We start from the raw sequence: 17,699 nt of genomic DNA on the forward strand, positions 1-17,699 counted from the left end.
CGCTGGTCAGTCCTCGGCGAGCAGGGCCTCCGCACGCAGGGCGATCTCCATGTCGAGCCGGTCGTCGGCGTTGTTCAGCCGGTCGCCGAAGAGATCGATGAGCTGGTGCATGCGGTACCGGACGGTCTGCGGGTGGACCTTGAGCTTCTTCGCGATCTCCGGAGCGCTGCCCCTCGACTGCAGCCAGATCAGCAGCGTCTCCCCGAGCCGCGCCCGCTGTTTGGGGGTGAGGTCTTCGAACGGGGCGAGGCTGCGTGTGCACAGCTCACGGACCAGGAACTCGTCGGCGAGCAGCCACAGGGTGGACAGGTGATCGCTGTACCGCGTGACCCGGCTGTCCGGCAGGATCCCGCGCTGGACCAGCCGCAGCGTGCGCCGCGCCCACAGCAGGGAGCGCGGCGCCTCGGTGAGCCGCACGGCGGGGCCGATCACCGCACGCCAGCCGGGCAGCCGTTCGGCGAGGTCCTTCAGGTGCTTGTCAGGGTCTCCGGTGACCAGGCAGGGCTTGGGGCCCTCGAAGTCGACCAGGACGTCGGCGTCCAGGTCTGCGCTGTCGGGGTCCGACGGGCCGAGCCGCCGCTCCAGCGCGACGATCGTGACCTCGGCGGGCAGCGCCCACTGGGCGTTGGCGGCGTGGGACGCGATCGACTGCGGTGAGGACGGCGGATCGGAGAGCATCAGTTCGAGCAGCCTGCGCCTGCGTCTCGCCCTCGTGCCCGCGGCCCGTTCCTGCGCGGCCGTGTAGCCCTCGATGGACAGTGCGGAGATCTCGTCCACGTAAGCGAAGATCGCCTCGGCCGCGGTGCACAGGAGATCGGCGTCCGCTCCGATCGCCTGCCCGAATTCCGAAACGTGCCGCCACGCGACGCGACCGCCGACGCGGTACGCCGTCTGCAGGCAGTCGAGACTGCGGCCCTCGTTGAACTCGACCTTCCCGAGGTTGCGGAACACCGCGGACCACTTGTCGAGCGGGGCTGTCCCCTGACCGACGGTATCGAGGCAGTGCAGGATCGCCTGTCGGATACCCTGCGTGATGATCTGTCCGAACGCGCCTTCCAGTGGCTGCGCGTACTCGGGAACGGCTCGTTGTACCTCCTGCAGGATGGCTCGTGCCAAGGGGTCGGCCCGCGGCCGGAACCGCTCGCCCAGGTCTCTGGGCAGTGACGCCCACAGTCCGTTCGCACCGGTGCTGCGCACAGGTCGGTTCTCCACTGGGGTTCTCGGTGCCGGCGTGAAGGCGCGCGGTCGCTGGACCGGACCCGGTGGCTGGCGGTGCGGGGTGGCGGGATGGCGCACGTCAGGGTCAGGCCGTGCGGTCCGCAGATCGTGCCGCGAGAACCCGGTATCCAAGTCGGTCATAGTTTTTTTATCCTTGCTGGCAACAAAATCAGCCTCTTCAACGGTGAAGCCGATCCAGATTTTGTGGCTCACGCAACATAAAATCCGGCCGAGAGGACTGTCAACGGCTGACGGGGCCTTGATCGGCCACCTGTATGGACTACACCCGAACGGGTGGTCCGATCCGGTGGCGAGTGACACTTAGGCCGGCCTCAGATGGCGCTCGGGTGACAACTTTTCCGGGGCCTTCTCGAGCGCCTCCGCCGCCTCGCTGGCGCGGATGAGCACTTCGACGACCTCGTCCAGGGTCAACCTGGCGGGCGCGGTCTCGGCGAGGAAGCGTTCGAGCTCGCCGCCGAACCGGGCCGGGTCGGCCACATGTGGAAAGTGTTTCGCATTTTCGAACACCGTCAAGCGGCTGTCCGGCAGCAGTTCGGCCGTCTTCCGGCCGTGCGCGACCGGGATGAGCGGGTCGTGCGCGCCCCAGACGACGAGCGTCGGCACCTCCCTGGCGAGGTAGAGCTTGTCGACAGCGCTCGCGCGCTGGCCCCGGAGGTCGATCAGGCTGCGCGCGATGAACAGGAACGCCCGCCGCCTGCCCGGATCGGCCAGTGACGAAAAGTGCCGGGTCAGCTCCCGGGTTTCGGGGGAGAGCGTCCCGCCGAGGGAGCGTCCCGCCGCGGCGAGCCCGCGGGCGATCGCGACGGTGACCGGGTTGACCGCGAGGGAGAGTGTCACGGCGGCCCCCGGCAGCGCCGTCGCGCGCAGCACCGGGGTCACCTGCGGGCCGAGTCCGGCGCTGCCCACGAGCACCAGCCGGGCGCACATCTCGGGGAACTGGTAGGCGAACTGCATCGCGATCCCGCCGCCGAGGGAGTGCCCGGCGATGGTCGCGTGCCGGTTCCCGGTGAGCGCGAGGACGTCGCGGACCACGCTGGCCATCGCGCCGAGGCCGTAGTCGGCCCGGGGCGCTCCCGACTCGCCGTGGCCGGGAAGATCGGGGACGAGGACGCGGCGGCCGAACCCGGTCCGCTCGAAATGGTCCAGCAACGGGGCCCAGGTCTCGCCGCTGCCCGAGATCCCGTGCAGCAGCACGAGCGGCTCACCCGCGACGTCCTTTGTGGACGGATGGTATTCCCGTAGCCGGATTTCCCGCCCGTGCAGGGTTAGTGTGCGCGCTTCGAGGGCCATGTCCCGCCTTTCCGTTGTCAGGCGTCAAAATAACGTGGAGAACGCCGGGTTCGTCAGCGTGTCGCCGGACACGTCCGTCAATTGCGGCTCCGGGTGACAAGAATTCCGGGGCGGACCCCGATTCGGATGCTAAAGCCGCGACGGCCGGGCAATTCCGCATCGACATTTTCCCACTGTCCCGGTATTCAGGAAAGCGTCGGTAAACACCTGTCACCACGGGGAGGAAAGCGATGGCCTGCCGGGCGGACTTCCACGTTGACCAGCCGAGGGCGAAGCGCGCCCGGCGCGGTCTCCGCTGGGTGCTTCCCACCGTACGGCCGCCGGAGCGACGGGTCCGGCGCGTCAGCTCCCTGGCGGCTCTTCGTCGCGGCGGTGGGCGCGCATAAGCCGCTGCGCGCGCAGCGCGAGTTGCATGCCCAGCCGGTCGTCGGCGTCCCTGAGGCGGTCGCCGAACAGCTCTTCCAGCTGCCGGAGGCGGTTCCGCACGGTCTGGGGGTGCACTCCCAGTCGTTGCGCGATCTCGGGTGCGCCGCCGCGGGTTTCCAGCCAGGCCAGCAGGGTTTCGCTGAGCCTCTCCTGTTGTTTCTCGCTCAGCGAGGTGAACGGGTCGAGGCTCCGCTTGGCCATCTCGGCGCCGAGGAAATCCTCGGCCAGCAGCCACAGCGTGGCGAGGTGGTCCTGGCACCAGATGATCGGGCCGGGTGCGTCCTCGCTGGTCAGCAGTAGTGCGCGGCGGGCGGTGCGGAGGGCGGCCGGGGCGTCGGTGAGCGGCACGACGGGGGAGACGGCCATGCGCCAGCCGTCCAGCGCGTCCTTCAGCGGCGCGAGATCGGTGTCGGGATCCGCGGTGAGCAGGTACGGCTCGGCGGTGTCGAGATCGGCCAGCACGGTGTCGTCCAGGAGCTGGGCGGGGAAAGCGGGCGCTCCCGGAGCGCGCTGGAGGGCGACCATGGCGGCGGTCCCCGGGACTCGCCAGCCGGCGCCGTCGGCCAGGCTGGAGATACTGCAGGCGGACCCTTCCGGCGCCTGGGCGATCAGTTCGAGCAGGCGGCGGCGCCGGAGCGGGATCGCGCCCGCCGCCTTGGCCTCCGCCTCCTGATACCCCTCGATCGCCGTGGCGCACAGTTCGTCGACGTAGACGAAGACGGACTCCGCCGCGTGCGCGATCACGCCGGGTCCGACGCCGAGCCCGCGCACGATGGGCCGCATCGCCCGCCACGCCGTCCGCGCGCCGATGGTCGCGCTGTCGTGCAAGGGTTCCAGGCTTCGGCCCTCGGTGAACTCGATCCGGCCGCGCATGCGGTAGAAGTCGATCCAGCGGTCGTGGAGCACGTTCGGATCGCCGATGCAGTCGACGTAGTGCCGCACGGCCCGCTCGCAGGAGACGACCAGGACGCGGCCGAAGACCCCGCGCAGTGGCTGCGAGTACGCGGCGACCGACCGCTGCACCTGCTTGATCATGGCGGCCGCGGCGTGCCCGGTATACGGACGCAGTTCTTCGCCGAGCGAACGCGGCAGCGTCGCCAGCATGCCGAAACTGCGGTACTGGACCACGAAGACCACCTTTGATTTTCTTCGAAGCGGGACGGGAAACATGAATCCCTTTGCGCAACCGCGTCGGATCGACGGAACGGGTGCCGGAGTGTTTCTACTCGATCGGCCGACGGTGCGTACCGCGAATGTGACGTTGAATTGGCGACGGAAAGTCGCGATACCCGGCGCCGGCGACACGGACGGGCGTTTCGGTGTGGCGGCTTTTGACACGGATGTGGCGCCGGTTCTACGCTCCGTGCATTCGAGTGCGCCGGTGGCGCGCGGACGAAAGGGAATTGGTGCCCGTAATCGTCGGCCTACTTCACAGCGGGGGAACGCACACGTGAGCTGGCAGCCCGTCGGCGTGTTGTGGGCACGCCTGCCGAGGGAACTCGGTGACGCCGTCCGGCCGCGGATCCCGGTGATCGCCCGGCACTGCGTCGAAGGCGTGGTGTCCGAAATCGCCGAATGTGCCGACGTGTTCGGTGACGGCGAGGCCCGTGCCGCGGCCGTCGAACTGACCAGGCGCAGCATCGAACGCGCCATCGACAGGGTCGGCGTCCCCGAACTGCTGCAGAACGATCTGCTGGCGGACTTCCGCGCTCAGGGCCGGACGGCGTTCCATCAAGGACTCAGCCGTGAGGCAGCGCAGGCCGCGTTCCGGGTCTCGAGCCGGGTGCTGTGGCGTTCGATCGCCGCGGCGGGCCGTCAGCTCCAGCTGTCGGGCGACGTCCTCTACGGCGCGGCGGAGTGCCTGTTCGGCGACGTCGTCGAGGTGACGATGGCACTGACCGACGGATACAACGCCGCGCAGGCCGAGTCGACGGGACCGGCGGAACAGCGGGCCCGGTTGTTCCGGCTGCTGGCAGGCGGCGCCGGGTACACCCAGGCCGACGTCGGCGCGCTCGCCGTCGCCATCGGCTGGCGGATCCCGCAGCGCGTCACCGCCGTCGTCTTCACCTCGGAACCCGGCGCGCCCGCGTTCCCGTCGGGACTGTTGCCCTCGGCGGTGCCCGCGGATCTCGTCTCCGACGCGCCAGGCGCGCTGGTGGCCTGTCCCGAAGCCGACCTCGACGGCCTGCGGGAGCTGCCTTCCGGCTGGTCGGCGACGGTCGGGGTGGCCGTCCCGACGGAGCAGGCCGCCGAGTCCTTCCGGATCGCGCGCCGCGCGTCCGAGCTGGCCAGACGCGGGATGATCACCACGGTCGGACCGGTGCTCTGGTGCGAGGAGCACCTCACCACGCTGCTGTTGCTCGCCGACGAGTTCCTGCTGGACCAGCTGGCCGGAGAGGCGCTGGAACCGTTGTCCGGGCTGGCGCCGCGGCAGCACGACGAGCTGTCGGCGACCCTGCTCACGCAGGTGCAGACGCGGGGGAGCGCGCCCGAGATCGCCCGGCACCTCGCCGTGCACCCGCAGACCGTGCGGGCTCGCCTGCGGCGGCTCACGGAGTTGTTCGGCGAGCGGCTGGACGATCCGGATCAGCGGCTGCGGATCGAGCTGGCGCTGCGCGCGGAACGGCTGCGCCCCGCGGACGCCTGACGGGCTCCGGCGACGGGGAACACCCAGCGCCGGTAGCCCCACCAGCGGAACGCCGAACCGGCCGCGGTGCCCAGCAGCATCCCGCTGACGAAGTCGGCGACCTCCTGTGCCAGGAAGCTGACCTCGGGGACGTCGAGCCGCAGGACGTAGCGCGAGATCAGCGGCGGGCACAGGTTGATCGTCACGGCGATCGCGTTGACGGCGAAGAAGAGCGTCGCCTCGTGGAGACGGCGCCTGCCGCCGCGGGTGTGGAACGCCCAGCGCCGGGAAAGCAGGTACGAGAAGGCTGTCGCCACGACGGTCGCGATGGCCAGCGCCGTGACCGGTTTCTCCTGCAGGACGGTGAGTTTCAGCCCGTAGTTGGTCCCGAGGGTGAGGCCGAACGCGGCGAGGCCGACGGTGGCGAACCGGAGCAGCTCACGCCGCTTCCCGGTCCGCGCACCGCCGGGTGCCGCTTCGTCCACAAAGGACGCGGGGGCGGTTCTGAGCACCGCGGGCTCAGCAGTTCGACGTCGCCGGGGCGCCCGCGACCCGGTCCTTGAGGAAGGCCAGGACGTCGGCGTTGCCGGTGTAGACCGCCGTGATGTGGTCCGTGTCGAAGGTCTTCCAGGTGGTCTTGACCCCGGCGGCGCAGTAGGCCTTGTGCAGCGCGTCGGCCTGGGCGAACTGCACGAGCTGGTCCTGAGTGGCGTGGTAGAGGAACACCGGGACCTTGGGGGGTGTGCCGCCGAGCTTGTTCTCGTTGAGCCGCTTCACCCATTCCGGCCGGACATATCCGGCGCTGGTCGTGTAGTCGGCGATCTTCTGGTTCGCGTAGGTGGTGAGCAGTTCGAACGTGCACGCGCTCTTCTGCATCTCCGCCAGTTTCACGCGGCCGTTGTCGCTGAGGAACGAGTCCAGCTTCAGCTCGGGGTAGGCGTTGTCCAGGCCGACGAGGGCGTAGGCGAAAACGCCGAAACCCGCTTTCCCGTCGAGTTGCAGGGTGACCTGGACGAGGTCGGCGGGCACACCGCCGGCGGCGACGCCGACGAGGTTCAGCTCCGGCGCGTAGGTGGGCTGCAGTTCGCCTGCCCAGGCGGCGGCCCCGCCACCCTGGGAGTAGCCGCGGAAGGCCACCTTGGCGTCGGCGGACAGTTTCGCCTCCGGCAGGCGTTGCGCGGCGCGGACCGCGTCGATCACCGCGGGGCCTTCCGAACGCCCGACCACGTACGTCGTCTTCGGATCCTGGCGGTAGCCCTCGTAGTCGGTAAGCGCGACGGCGTATCCGGCGTCGAGCGCGTCGTCGAGACCGGACTGCTCGTAGAACGCGCCGATGTCGATCATCTTCGACGGCGTGCATTCGAACGCCGGGCCGTGCGTGCCCGCCGCGAACGAGACGATGGGCGCCTTCGCCGGATCGGCGTTCTTCGGCACCAGCACGGTCCCGGTCACCGCGTCCGGCCGACCGAGGGCGTCGGTCGACAGGTACATCACCTGCCACGCGTTGACGGAATCCTTACGCGGCCCGGCTTTCGAGACCCGCGAACGGATGATGTCGCCCGGCTTGCCCGCCGGGAGCGGGGACGGCGGGGTGTAGAACGACTCGTCGGAAGCCGGGGTGGCGGAGTTCGCCGGGCTTCCGCTCAGCGCGGTCAGCAGACCGGCGGACAGGACGACGGCCACCGCCGCGGCGAGCAGCCGGCGGGACGGTCGGGGGAACGAGATCGGCACGGCCGGGCCTCCAGAGAGCGGGATGTGGGGTCGGGAATCAAAGCGGCGGCCGGACGGGAAGGCGAAGGTGTCGCGCCCCGAGCGCCACGCCCGGGACACTCACCGTCTCGGACGTGGCGCTCGCGACGTCTCCCCGGCCGCCGCTCGGCGAACGGCGCCGAGTCAGGCGTTGCCGCCGTAGACCTGACGGCAGGTCGTGGATTCGGCGAACGCGAGGTTCAGTTCCGGGTTGGCGCGCAGGTGCTTGATCGGGCCTTCCGGCTCGCTCAACCCGCTCATCGTGCTGTCGGCGTCGGCGACCACCTTCTGCAGGCTCGCCTGGTCGGTGACCTTCGAGTCCTTCATCTTCGTCAGGGTGGCGGACACCTTCGACTTGGTCTCGCCGAGCGTGGTGGTGGCCTTGTCCACAGCGGACTGTCCATCCGGGACCGGTGGCACCCCGGCGTTCCGGATCCCGCCCGCCATGTCGTCGAGCGCGGCGGTGAGCGAATTCAGGAAGCCCACCATGGCGGTCTTCGTCCCCTGGGGGTTGGCGGGGTCGAACGCGGGCGGCTGGGACAGCTTCGCCGAGCCTGTCGCGACACCGGAGCACACCTTGTCCACCCAGGCGAGCGCGGCCGGGTCGGCGTGCCGTCCGGTGTCGGCGGGCTTGTCGGACCCGCAGGCGCCCAGCAGGACCGCGGCGGCGGTCGCGGAGACGGTGGCGAACGCGATTCGCGCTGCCGTGCGGCGCATTCTTTTCATGGTTTCCCCGTCGAATTCGGCGAAAGAGGGCCGGCCGTGGCACGAGGAACGGGATTCCGCGGTGGTCGGCGGTGACCGGCTTGCTGAACCGCGAGGTTACTCGCGAAAGATTCCGGCAGGCAAGGCGGGCATGGGCCGGAAAAAGGCGATTGGCATGCGCGAGATAGTTTCGCGCACGGCGATTGTCACCCGCGTCAGCGGTTCCGCCGGCGGCCTCAAGTGGCTCTGTGCTGGGGAAACCCATGTGTCGCTACTAGTAACAGGGTGGACGTACCGTGCCAGGGTGACAATTTACCGGGGCCGCGTCAACTTTTCCGGGTAAGCACTTGATAGCGGTACGGAAGCGTCGTTAGTTTACTGTTCGGTTGCGATCCGTCAGACATCGTCGCTACCCGGAGAATTCTCTCGGGCCGATATTCATTGCTCTGGGGAATTGTACGCCGTTTCGTATCATCGTTGATACCACGGAAGGACGATCGTGAGTCACCGTAGAGGAACCAAGAAGGCGGTCGCCGCCGCCGCTGCCGGTGCCGTGGGGCTTGCCACCGCGGTACTCGTGGTCGGGGCACAGAACAGTGTCGCCGATCCGATTTCACTCTCGCTCAACTATCACTGCAACCTCCCGCTCGTGGGGTCGCAGTCGCTGAAGGTGGTGATCAACACCGATCTTCCGCTGTCGGTCAAGACCGGTCAGCCGACCGGGACGTTCGACATCAAGGCCATCTCCACGATCAACGCGGACACGGTCAGCGGGCTCAACCTGATCGGTGCGACCACGCTGGAAGGCCAGGCCATCGCGGCGGCGACCGTGGCGGCACCGGGGCTCAACCTCCCGGTCAAGGTCCCCAACGACATCGCCAAGCAGAACATCCCCACCTCGGGCGAGATGACGGTCAACGCGGCGGGCAAGACCCCTTCGCTGACCTTCAACCAGCCCGGCGAGGCGAAGATCACCGTGGGTGACCTGCAGCTGAAGGTCACCCCGCGCAAGGCCGACGGTTCGGTCACCGGCATCACGCCGGACGGCACGATCGACGCGCCGTGCACGCAGGATCCGGGCCAGAGCAACACCCTGGCCACGATCAAGATCGGTGACGGCGGGGGCGGCACCACCACGCCGACCACGCCCACCACCCCGACCACGCCGACGACCCCCACGACACCGACCACGCCGACGACCCCGCCCACCACCACCCCCGGTGGTGGCGGGATCAAGTACGCGTTCGGTATCAAGGGTCAGACCGCGCTGAAGTCGCTCGGCAGCACCGCGGCGATCAACGGTGGCTTCGACGCGGACGTCGACCTGGCGTCCAAGACGTTCACCGGCGACCTGAAGCTCGACCCGTCGTCCACCCAGTTCAAGCTGTTCGGGTTCGTCGACGGTCGTTCGGAGATCAAGGTCGAACAGGTCGGCAAGCAGACCGGTGAGCTCGTCGGCACCGGTTTCAAGGCGCACATCAAGTTCAACGTGTTCCTGCCGAGCGTGCAGGTCTTCGGGATCCCGATCAGCAGTGACCCGAAGTGCGGCACGGTCAGCCCGTCCACCAGCGAGATGACCACCGGTCCGGACTTCGACCTGCTCAAGGGCGGGAAGCTGTCGGGTACCTACTCGCTGTCGGCGCTGCAGAACTGCGGTCAGCTGAACGACTTCATCAGTGCGTTCGCCAAGAGCGACGGCAACACGCTCGATCTGGACCTCACCAAGAAGTAGTCGGCAAGCCGGTCCCCGTCGCAAGCTCGCGGCGGGGACCGGTGCCGTTTCAGTGCCGACCAGGAAGGCGACCATGCCCCTTCGCATCAACGTCCGGATGCTGCTCGCGGCGGGCCTCATCGTCCTGCTCACCGCCGGCAGCCTGCTGTTCGTCGCCGTCCGCAGCGCGGCGGCGGGGACCCCCGTGGACAAGAAACTGTCGTTCACCTGCCCGTTTCCCCTGATCGGGTTGCAGAAGCTCGACGTGAACATCAAGGCCGACTTCGAGGTCCCGACCGCGCCCGGTGGCACGCTCAGCACCTCAGGGCTGACGATCACGGTGACCGTGCCGGACAAGGCGGCGCGCGGCCTCAACCTCGTCGGCGCCAGTACCATCGAAGGCACCGCGGCGGCGGGCGTGACGCTGGTCAACGGTGACGCGAAGCCCTTCCCGGTGCGCATCCCGCTGGACGTCGCCAAAACCGATCTTCCGCCGTCCGGCCCGTTCAGCACGGTGGCCAAGGGTGCCGTGCCGACGGTGACGCTGGCGAAGCCGGGCAAGACCACCCTGACCGTCGGCGACTTCACCACCCGGCTGACCCCGAAGAAGGCCGACGGCTCGTTCACGGGGATCGGCTCGTTCACCTCGGACTGCACGCTCGACCCCGGTCAAGACGCGGTCCTGCTCTCCTTCGACCTCGGTGACAAGCCGACGGGACACCGGTACACCGTCGCCGGGAAGACCGGTGTCAAGGCGCTCGGCGCCACCGCGCCGCTGACCGGCGCTTTCGACCTGAGTCCCACCGCGGCCACGGTATTCAGCGGTGGCCCGGTGTTCGACAAGGCGCACGCCGAGTTCCGGCTGTTCGGCTTCGTGCCGGGTGCGGCCGATCTGGAGTTCGTCGCCGACGGACCGCAGGGCGGCGACCTCGCCGGGACGGGTTTCGTCGCGCGGCCCCGGTTCACCACCGTCCTCCCGCTCGTCACGCTCGTCGGCATGCCCGTCAGCAGCGGGCCGGGCTGCAAGACCTCGGCCCCGTCGACGGCGGAACTGCGCACCGGCGACGGCTTCACGATGGCGGCCGGCGGCGCGGTCACCGGCACCTACGCGCTGGCACCGTTGACCGGCTGCGGCGCCTTCACGCCGTATCTGAGCACTTTCGTGCAGGGCGACGGCAACACCTTCGATCTCACCCTGACGCCACGCTAGTGCTCCGACTCGTCACTCACGTGATTGAACTCCGCACACGCGTGATCAGAGAGGTCACTCGCGTGTGCGCCGTCTGATCACGCGAGTGACCTCTCTGATCACGCGTGTGCCGTGTTTGATCACGCTTCCGGACACCTGTTCTCACCACCGAAGCAGTAGTCGGGCCGCCGAAGGGTTCGGTTCCCGGCGGCGGTAATCTGCCTCGCGACACCACTCGGGACACCTGTTCCACCACCAAGGAACCACTGGTGAATCCTGGGAGTGCCACGAAATGACGATTTCCGCGCCGGAGGCCGCCGTCCGCACGGTGGAACTGACCGTGTCGGGGATGACCTGCGCCGCTTGTTCGGCGCGGGTGGAACGCACACTGAACAAGCTGGACGGTGTCCGCGCGTCGGTGAACTACGCGACCGAGCGTGCCACCGTGCAGGTGCCCGAAGCGCTGGCCGACGGCGTGCTCATCGAGCGGGTCCGCAAATCCGGTTACACGGCGGAGATCCGCGGGGAAGAGGATCCGGACACCGGTTTCGAGCGGGTCCGCGATCTCCGACGGCGGCTGGTGGTCGCCGCTCTGCTGGCGATCCCGTTGGGGAACCTCTCGATCACCCTCGCCCTGGTGCCGCGGCTGCGGTTCCCCGGCTGGGAACTGCTGTGCCTGGTCTTGGCCGTTCCGGTGGTCTTCTGGTCGGCGCTGCCGTTCCATCGGGCCACGCTGCGGAACATCCGACACCGATCGTCCAGTATGGACACACTGGTGTCGCTGGGAGTGCTCTCGTCCTTCGCGTGGTCGGCGTGGTCCGCCTTCGCGGGCGGCGCCGAACCCGGGTACTGGATCGGCTTCGGTCCGACAGCGGCCGGAGCGGACGCGATCTACCTCGACGTCGCCGCCGGGGTGACCACCTTCCTGCTGGCGGGCCGGTACTTCGAAAGCCGGTCCCGGCGCAGCGCCGCCGGACTCTTGGCGGCGCTGGACGCTTTGGCCGCCAAGGACGTCCGGGTGCTGCGGGACGGAACCGAGCGGATGGTCCCGATCGGTGAGCTCGCCGTCGGCGACCTGTTCGTGGTGAAGCCGGGAGAGTCGATCGCCGCGGACGGGATCGTCGACAGTGGACTATCCACTGTGGATGTCAGCGCGGTGACCGGTGAGCCGGTGCCCTCGGAAGCCGGTGCGGGAGACCGGGTCATCGGTGCCTCGGTGAACCGCGACGGCAGGCTGGTCGTCCGCGCGACAGCGGTCGGCGCGCATACGCAGCTGGCCCAGATGACCGCGCTGGCCGAACGCGCGCAGGCTCGCAAGGCCGCCGTGCAACGGCTGGTCGACCGGATCTGCGCGGTGTTCGTCCCCGTCGTCCTCGGCGTGGCCGTGCTGACGCTCGCGGTGTGGCTGCTCGGCGGGGCACCCGCCCGCGAGGGTTTCGCGGCGGCGGTCGCCGTGCTCATCATCGCCTGTCCGTGCGCGCTCGGGCTGGCGACGCCGACCGCGCTCATGGCCGGGGTCGGCCGCGGCGCTCAGCTGGGCATCCTCATCAAGGGGCCCGACGCGCTCGAGGCGAGCCGCACGGTGGACACCGTGGTGCTGGACAAGACCGGCACCGTCACCACCGGGAAGATGACCGTCACCGCGTGCCGTCCCGCCGACGGGTTCACCGTGCCGGAGGTGCTGCGGTTCGCCGGAGCCGTGGAGGCCGGTTCGGAACACGCCATCGCGGCCGCCGTCGTGACCGCGGCACGGGCCGAGCTGCCGGACCTCCCCCCGGTCGAAGGGTTCGGCGCGCTGCCGGGGCTCGGCGCCAAGGGCGCGATCGAGGGGCACGACGTCCTGGTCGGCAACGCGCGTTTGTTCGCCGATCGCGAGATCGAGATCCCCGACGACTTCGCGGCCGCGGAACTGGACGGAGCGACGGCGATCCTCGTCGCGGTGGACGGCCGGGTCGCCGGGCATCTGGTGATCCGGGACGTCGTGAAGCCGTCGGCACGGGCCGCCGTCGACGCCCTGCACGCGCTCGGCCTGCGGACCGTGCTGCTGACCGGCGACAACGAGGCCGCCGCCAGGGCTGTCGCGGACGAGATCGGCGTCTCCGACGTGCGCGCGGGCGTGCTTCCCGCGGAGAAAGCCCAGGTCATCGAGGAACTGCGGGCCGGGGGAGCGCGGGTCGCGATGGTCGGCGACGGGATCAACGACGGTCCGGCGCTGGCCACCGCGGATCTCGGCATGGCGATGGCCCAGGGCAGCGACATCGCGCTGCGCTCGGCCGACATCGTGCTGGTCCGCGAAGACCTGCGCGTGGTCCCCGACGCCATCCGGCTGGCCGATCGCACCCTGCGGATCATCCGGGGGAACCTGGCCTGGGCGTTCGGCTACAACGTCGCCGCGATCCCGCTGGCCGCGCTCGGTCTGCTGAACCCGTTGATCGCCGGGGCCGCGATGTCGCTGTCCTCCGTGCTCGTCGTGTCCAACAGCCTCCGCCTGAAGGACTTCGGCCGGTCGGACCGACGCGCTGCGTGACACTTCCGGGTGGTTTTGTACCATCGGCCCCGGACAAGGGGGCCTTTCGTGAAGCCGTTGAACACCGGCGAACCCACCGGCGTGGGGCGCTATCGGGTGTTCGCCGCGCTCGGCGAGGGCGGGATGGGCCGCGTGTTGCTCGGGATCTCGTCCGACGGGCGCCTGGTCGCGATCAAGCAGGTCCACCCCGGTTTCGCGCACGACCCCGGCTTCCGTGAGCGGTTCCGCCGCGAGGTCGAGACGTCACGCCTGGTGTCCGGCGCCTACACCGCGCCGGTCATGGACGCCGATCCGAACGCGCCGACACCGTGGCTGGCCTCGGTGTTCGTGCCGGGACCGGCGCTGTCCGAGGCGGTCTCGGCGGGCGGGCCACTGCCTCCGCAGGCGGTCTGGCATCTCGCCGCGGGGCTCGCGCTGGCGCTGGGCGACATCCACCGTGCCGGGCTGATCCACCGGGACCTGAAGCCGAGCAACGTCATCCTCGCCGGTGACGGCCCCCGCGTGATCGACTTCGGGATCGCCCGAGCCGTCGAAGGCGACTCCGAACTCACGCACACCGGCGCTGTGATCGGCTCGCCCGGGTTCATGTCGCCGGAGCAGGCCGAGGGTAAGCCGCTGACCCCGGCGAGCGACATGTTCTCGTTCGGCGCGCTGCTGGTGATGGCCGCGACCGGGTCGAATCCCTTCACCGGGACGTCCACTCCGCACACCCTCTACAACGTCGTGCACGTCCAGCCCGACCTGCGGCATCTGGCACCGGAACTCCGGCGGATCGTCGAGCCCTGCCTGGCGAAGAAACCGGCGGACCGGCCGTCCCCGGCCTGGGTGCTGGAGCGGCTGGGCCCGATCCCGCCGACGACCAGTCCATGGCCGCCGGTGGTTTCGCACCTCATCGAGACGCAGCAGGCCGAGGTCGGACGACTGCTGAACCCGCCCCCGCCGAAGCGATCCCGTCGTGGCCTGTACGCGGGACTCGCCGCGGCCGCCGTGGCGCTGCTCGCCGGTGGTGTCGTCGCCGCGGTGTCGCTGACCGGGGACGACCCGCCTCCGGCTGTCGCCGCGCCAAGCGCGCCGGCGGCACCGGACGTGCCGGTGACCACACCGGTCAACCCGGATCCGCTCGGTCCGGACAGCCTGCGCAAGGTCGACCTGTGCAAGGTGCTCGAAGGGCGTGACGTCCCCGGCTTCGGCAAGCTGAGCACGGAGATCGACATGCATTTCGATTCGTGCACGTACTCCTCGCCCGCGGGCAAATGGCTGGAGCTGGAGGTCGGTGGCGACCTGGTCGAAGGTGAAGCGGGCGGTGAGCTGGAAGGGCTTCCGCTGCGGATCAAGGGCTCCGGCGACTCGTGCGCGGTCGCCGTACCGGTCACCGGCCTGCCGAGTACGAAACTCAGCGCCGACGTGAACTCGATGTCCACAAAGGACGAGGCGTGCTCGGTGGTGAAGGCGGCGCTCGCCGACGCCGTCAAGCGGATCCGGGCCGGTGGCCACGATCGCGAGCTTCCGGCGGGCACCCTGGCCCCGCTGGACCCGTGCGCGCTGGTCGGCCCCGCGACCGCGGACCGGCTGATCGGCCCGGTCGTCGAAACGATCCGCGAACATCTGCACCAATGCCGGTACGACGCGGCGGGCAGTGTCCGGCTGAGTCTCGTGCGGGCCTACCCGCCGGTCCAGTCGAAGGACTCGTACTACACGGGGACAGCCACCCTGGAACTCGGCGGGGCCAAGGTGTACCTGGCGAAGAAGGACGACGGCGTCGCCCGCTCCAGCTGCTCGCTGACCTGGCAGCACCGGTCCGCCGGCGACCGTGACGGGGAGAACGTCGAGCTGACCATCGGCACCAGTGGTACGAAGATGACCGCCGACGAAGCCTGCGAGAAGGCGAAGGGCTTCGCCGGGGAACTGCTGCAGAAACTTCCGAAACCCTAGGGCTGATCAGTGAAACCGTTGCACCCCGGCGAACCCCGGCAGGTCGGCCCGTACCGGATCATCGCCGAAATCGGTGAAGGCGGCATGGGCCGGGTCGTGCTCGGCCTCGCCCCGGACGGCAGGCTCGTCGCGGTCAAGCAGCTGCACGCCCAGTTCGCCCACGACCCACGCTTCCGCGAGCGGTTCCGCCGCGAGGTCTCCACCTCGCGGCTGGTCTCCGGCGCCTACACCGCGGCTGTCATGGACGCCGACGCGGAAGCGGAAGCCCCGTGGCTCGCCTCGGTCTTCGTCACCGGACCGTCCCTGAAGGAGGCGGTGGACGGCGCCGGGCCGCTGCCCGTCGAGTCGGTGCGCCTGCTGGCTTCCGGGCTCGCCGCCGCGCTGACCGAGATCCATCGTGCCGGGCTGATCCACCGGGATCTCAAGCCCAGCAACATCATCCTGACGAGTGACGGACCCAGGGTGATCGACTTCGGCATCGCGCGGGTGGCGGAGGAGGCGCAGGAACTCACCGGCACGGGCGCGATCATCGGTTCGCCCGCGTTCATGTCCCCGGAACAGGCGGGCAGCGGGCAGGTCACCGGTGCGAGTGACGTGTTCTCCCTCGGCGCGATCCTGGTCATGGCGGCGACCGGCCGCGGCCCGTTCACCGGGCCCACCGCACCCCAGACGCTGTATAACGTCGTGCACGCCGCCGCGGACGTGAGCGACGTCCCGGACGAAATCCGGCGACTCGCCGAACCCTGCCTGGCCAAGGACCCCGCGCGAAGGCCGACCCCGGAACAGATCCTGGACTTCCTCGGACCGGTGCCGCCGGGCGTGGCGCCCTGGCCGCCCGCCGTGCACGCCCGGATCCAGCGGCAGGACGCCGAGGTGCGCTCGGTGCTGGCCCTGCCGTTGCCGATCTGGCGGCCGCCGCCGAAGAAGATGGCGCCGCGGACGAAGAAGATTCTGTTCGGCTCGCTCGCCGCCGTCGTCCTGCTCGTGGTCTCGGGGATCGTCACGCTCGGCCTCTCCATCGCCGACTACGCCAAACCCGAGAGCCCCGGAACGACGTCGCTGGCGGCGACCGAGGCGCTCAGCCCGGAACGCCTGCGCCTGGTGGACCCGTGCAAGGTGCTCGCCGGCCGGTTCGTGCAGGAGTTCGGCACCCTGAAGGCGGACACGGATTCGAGCTACCCGGCCCGCTGCAAGTACACCGGCCTCGAGGGCGTCACCTTCGAACTCCGGCTCGGCGAAGGCGTGACAGCCAGCAGCCTCGAACGGACCGACCGCACCGCCGAAGGACTTCCGTTGCTGCGCAGCACGATCAGCGGCGGATGCGACTCGGTCGCCCAGTTGCCGACGGACCGGCGGCTCGGCGTCGTCGTCTCCCACCCCGGCAAGAAGGGTGATCCCTGCAAAGCCGCCGACGACATGCTGACCGCCGCCCTCGCCCGGCTGCGTACCCACGAGGTCGACCGTCCCGGCGAGCCGGTGAGCATCCTCCCGCTCGACCCGTGCGCCGTCGCCGATCCGGCCGTGCTCACCAAGAACATGCCCAACACGCAACCCGCGCCGCGGACGTTGCGGATCTGCGAGTGGGTGGGCGGCGGGGACACGCTGACCGTCGAACTGCAGCGTGGCGCGTTCGTGCCCGAGGGTTCGCCGGTCGACATCGGGAGCGGCGTCGACGGCGAGGTCCGGGAGTTCGGCGACTCGAACTGCGCCGTGACCTGGCAGCACCGCGTGCTCTCGGACCGCGAGGCCGAACACGTCGCCGTCCGGTTGCTCGCGCGTGAGGGAAGCGGAAGCCCGTGCGACCGGGCGAAGGAGATCGCCGGCTCGATCGCCTCGCGGCTGCCGAAACCCTGAGTCACGCGGATAGGCAACCCCTGTGACGGCCAGGAAACGGGGTCCGCTAAGGTATCTCTCGTACGAACAACTACATCACGCGCGTTTAGCTCAGCGGGAGAGCGCTTCCCTGACACGGAAGAGGTCACTGGTTCAATCCCAGTATCGCGCACCAGGTTCGCTTCCCCAGGTGAACCGGAGTTCGTACAGCGGGCGATTAGCTCAGGGGGAGAGCGCTTCGTTCACACCGAAGAGGTCACTGGTTCGATCCCAGTATCGCCCACCGCAGGCAAGGCCCCACCCGGCAAGGGTGGGGCCTTTTCTCGTGCGTGGTGAGGACGGTTAGTCAGGGGTAAGGCGGACGTGTCTTGTTCGCGGGTGGTCGTGAGTGGCGTTTCGTGTTCTAACCCGAAACGCCACTCACGACCCCCGGACCGACGCCTCGCCGACACGCAGGCCAGCGACCACCCCG

The 17,699-nt window shown here is 69.6% G+C and carries 12 protein-coding genes and 2 tRNA genes; 8 read left to right on the top strand and 6 right to left on the bottom strand.

Annotated features, from left to right (window positions below):
- Window positions 1-6: 6 nt before the first annotated feature.
- The 3 genes from ACFOSH_RS25215 to ACFOSH_RS25225 form a co-directional block, all read right to left on the bottom strand.
- The gene (locus ACFOSH_RS25215) at window positions 7-1,197 is read right to left on the bottom strand and encodes a helix-turn-helix domain-containing protein (RefSeq protein ID WP_378241528.1); all 1,191 of its coding nucleotides are present in this window, start codon (window positions 1,195-1,197) and stop codon (window positions 7-9) included.
- A 342-nt stretch (window positions 1,198-1,539) separates the two neighbouring features.
- On the bottom strand, window positions 1,540-2,529 hold the full coding sequence (locus tag ACFOSH_RS25220; protein ID WP_378241529.1) for an alpha/beta fold hydrolase: 990 nt from the start codon (window positions 2,527-2,529) through the stop codon (window positions 1,540-1,542).
- 342 nt (window positions 2,530-2,871) lie between these two features.
- A complete protein-coding gene (locus ACFOSH_RS25225; RefSeq protein ID WP_378241530.1) occupies window positions 2,872-4,092 on the bottom strand; it encodes a helix-turn-helix domain-containing protein in 1,221 nt (406 codons plus the stop codon).
- 313 nt (window positions 4,093-4,405) lie between these two features.
- Between ACFOSH_RS25225 and ACFOSH_RS25230 the strand changes: the two genes are divergently transcribed.
- Window positions 4,406-5,602 carry a helix-turn-helix domain-containing protein gene (locus tag ACFOSH_RS25230; protein WP_378241531.1) on the top strand — a complete coding sequence of 399 codons (1,197 nt, stop codon included), beginning with the start codon at window positions 4,406-4,408 and terminating at the stop codon, window positions 5,600-5,602.
- On the opposite strand, the gene ACFOSH_RS25235 is transcribed toward ACFOSH_RS25230, so the two are convergent.
- From ACFOSH_RS25235 to ACFOSH_RS25245, 3 genes are all read right to left on the bottom strand, one after another.
- The gene (locus ACFOSH_RS25235; protein WP_378241532.1) at window positions 5,542-6,093 is read right to left on the bottom strand and encodes a GtrA family protein; all 552 of its coding nucleotides are present in this window, start codon (window positions 6,091-6,093) and stop codon (window positions 5,542-5,544) included. The genes ACFOSH_RS25230 and ACFOSH_RS25235 overlap by 61 nt on opposite strands.
- A gap of 7 nt (window positions 6,094-6,100) precedes the next feature.
- On the bottom strand, window positions 6,101-7,312 hold the full coding sequence (locus ACFOSH_RS25240) for a lipase family protein (protein ID WP_378241533.1): 1,212 nt from the start codon (window positions 7,310-7,312) through the stop codon (window positions 6,101-6,103).
- A gap of 162 nt (window positions 7,313-7,474) precedes the next feature.
- Complete coding sequence (locus ACFOSH_RS25245) at window positions 7,475-8,047, bottom strand: hypothetical protein (protein ID WP_378241534.1); 573 nt, start codon at window positions 8,045-8,047, stop codon at window positions 7,475-7,477.
- 487 nt (window positions 8,048-8,534) lie between these two features.
- On the opposite strand from ACFOSH_RS25245, the gene ACFOSH_RS25250 reads away from it, so the two are divergent.
- The 7 genes from ACFOSH_RS25250 (at window position 8,535) to ACFOSH_RS25280 (ending at window position 17,510) form a co-directional block, all read left to right on the top strand.
- On the top strand, window positions 8,535-9,767 hold the full coding sequence (locus ACFOSH_RS25250) for a DUF6801 domain-containing protein (RefSeq protein WP_378241535.1): 1,233 nt from the start codon (window positions 8,535-8,537) through the stop codon (window positions 9,765-9,767).
- Between the two features lie 73 nt (window positions 9,768-9,840).
- Window positions 9,841-10,956, top strand: a complete 1,116-nt coding sequence (locus ACFOSH_RS25255) for a DUF6801 domain-containing protein (RefSeq protein ID WP_378241536.1) — start codon at window positions 9,841-9,843, stop codon at window positions 10,954-10,956.
- Between the two features lie 271 nt (window positions 10,957-11,227).
- Window positions 11,228-13,462, top strand: a complete 2,235-nt coding sequence (locus ACFOSH_RS25260; RefSeq protein ID WP_378241537.1) for a heavy metal translocating P-type ATPase — start codon at window positions 11,228-11,230, stop codon at window positions 13,460-13,462.
- A gap of 48 nt (window positions 13,463-13,510) precedes the next feature.
- On the top strand, window positions 13,511-15,394 hold the full coding sequence (locus tag ACFOSH_RS25265; RefSeq protein WP_378241538.1) for a serine/threonine-protein kinase: 1,884 nt from the start codon (window positions 13,511-13,513) through the stop codon (window positions 15,392-15,394).
- Between the two features lie 9 nt (window positions 15,395-15,403).
- Window positions 15,404-17,248, top strand: a complete 1,845-nt coding sequence (locus tag ACFOSH_RS25270; protein WP_378241539.1) for a serine/threonine-protein kinase — start codon at window positions 15,404-15,406, stop codon at window positions 17,246-17,248.
- A gap of 79 nt (window positions 17,249-17,327) precedes the next feature.
- A tRNA-Val gene (locus ACFOSH_RS25275) sits at window positions 17,328-17,402 on the top strand.
- A 36-nt stretch (window positions 17,403-17,438) separates the two neighbouring features.
- Window positions 17,439-17,510 (top strand) — tRNA-Val (locus ACFOSH_RS25280).
- The last annotated feature ends 189 nt before the right edge of the window (window positions 17,511-17,699 follow it).

It is taken from the genome of Amycolatopsis speibonae (assembly GCF_042647925.1).
Taxonomy (GTDB): Bacteria; Actinomycetota; Actinomycetes; order Mycobacteriales; family Pseudonocardiaceae; genus Amycolatopsis; species Amycolatopsis speibonae.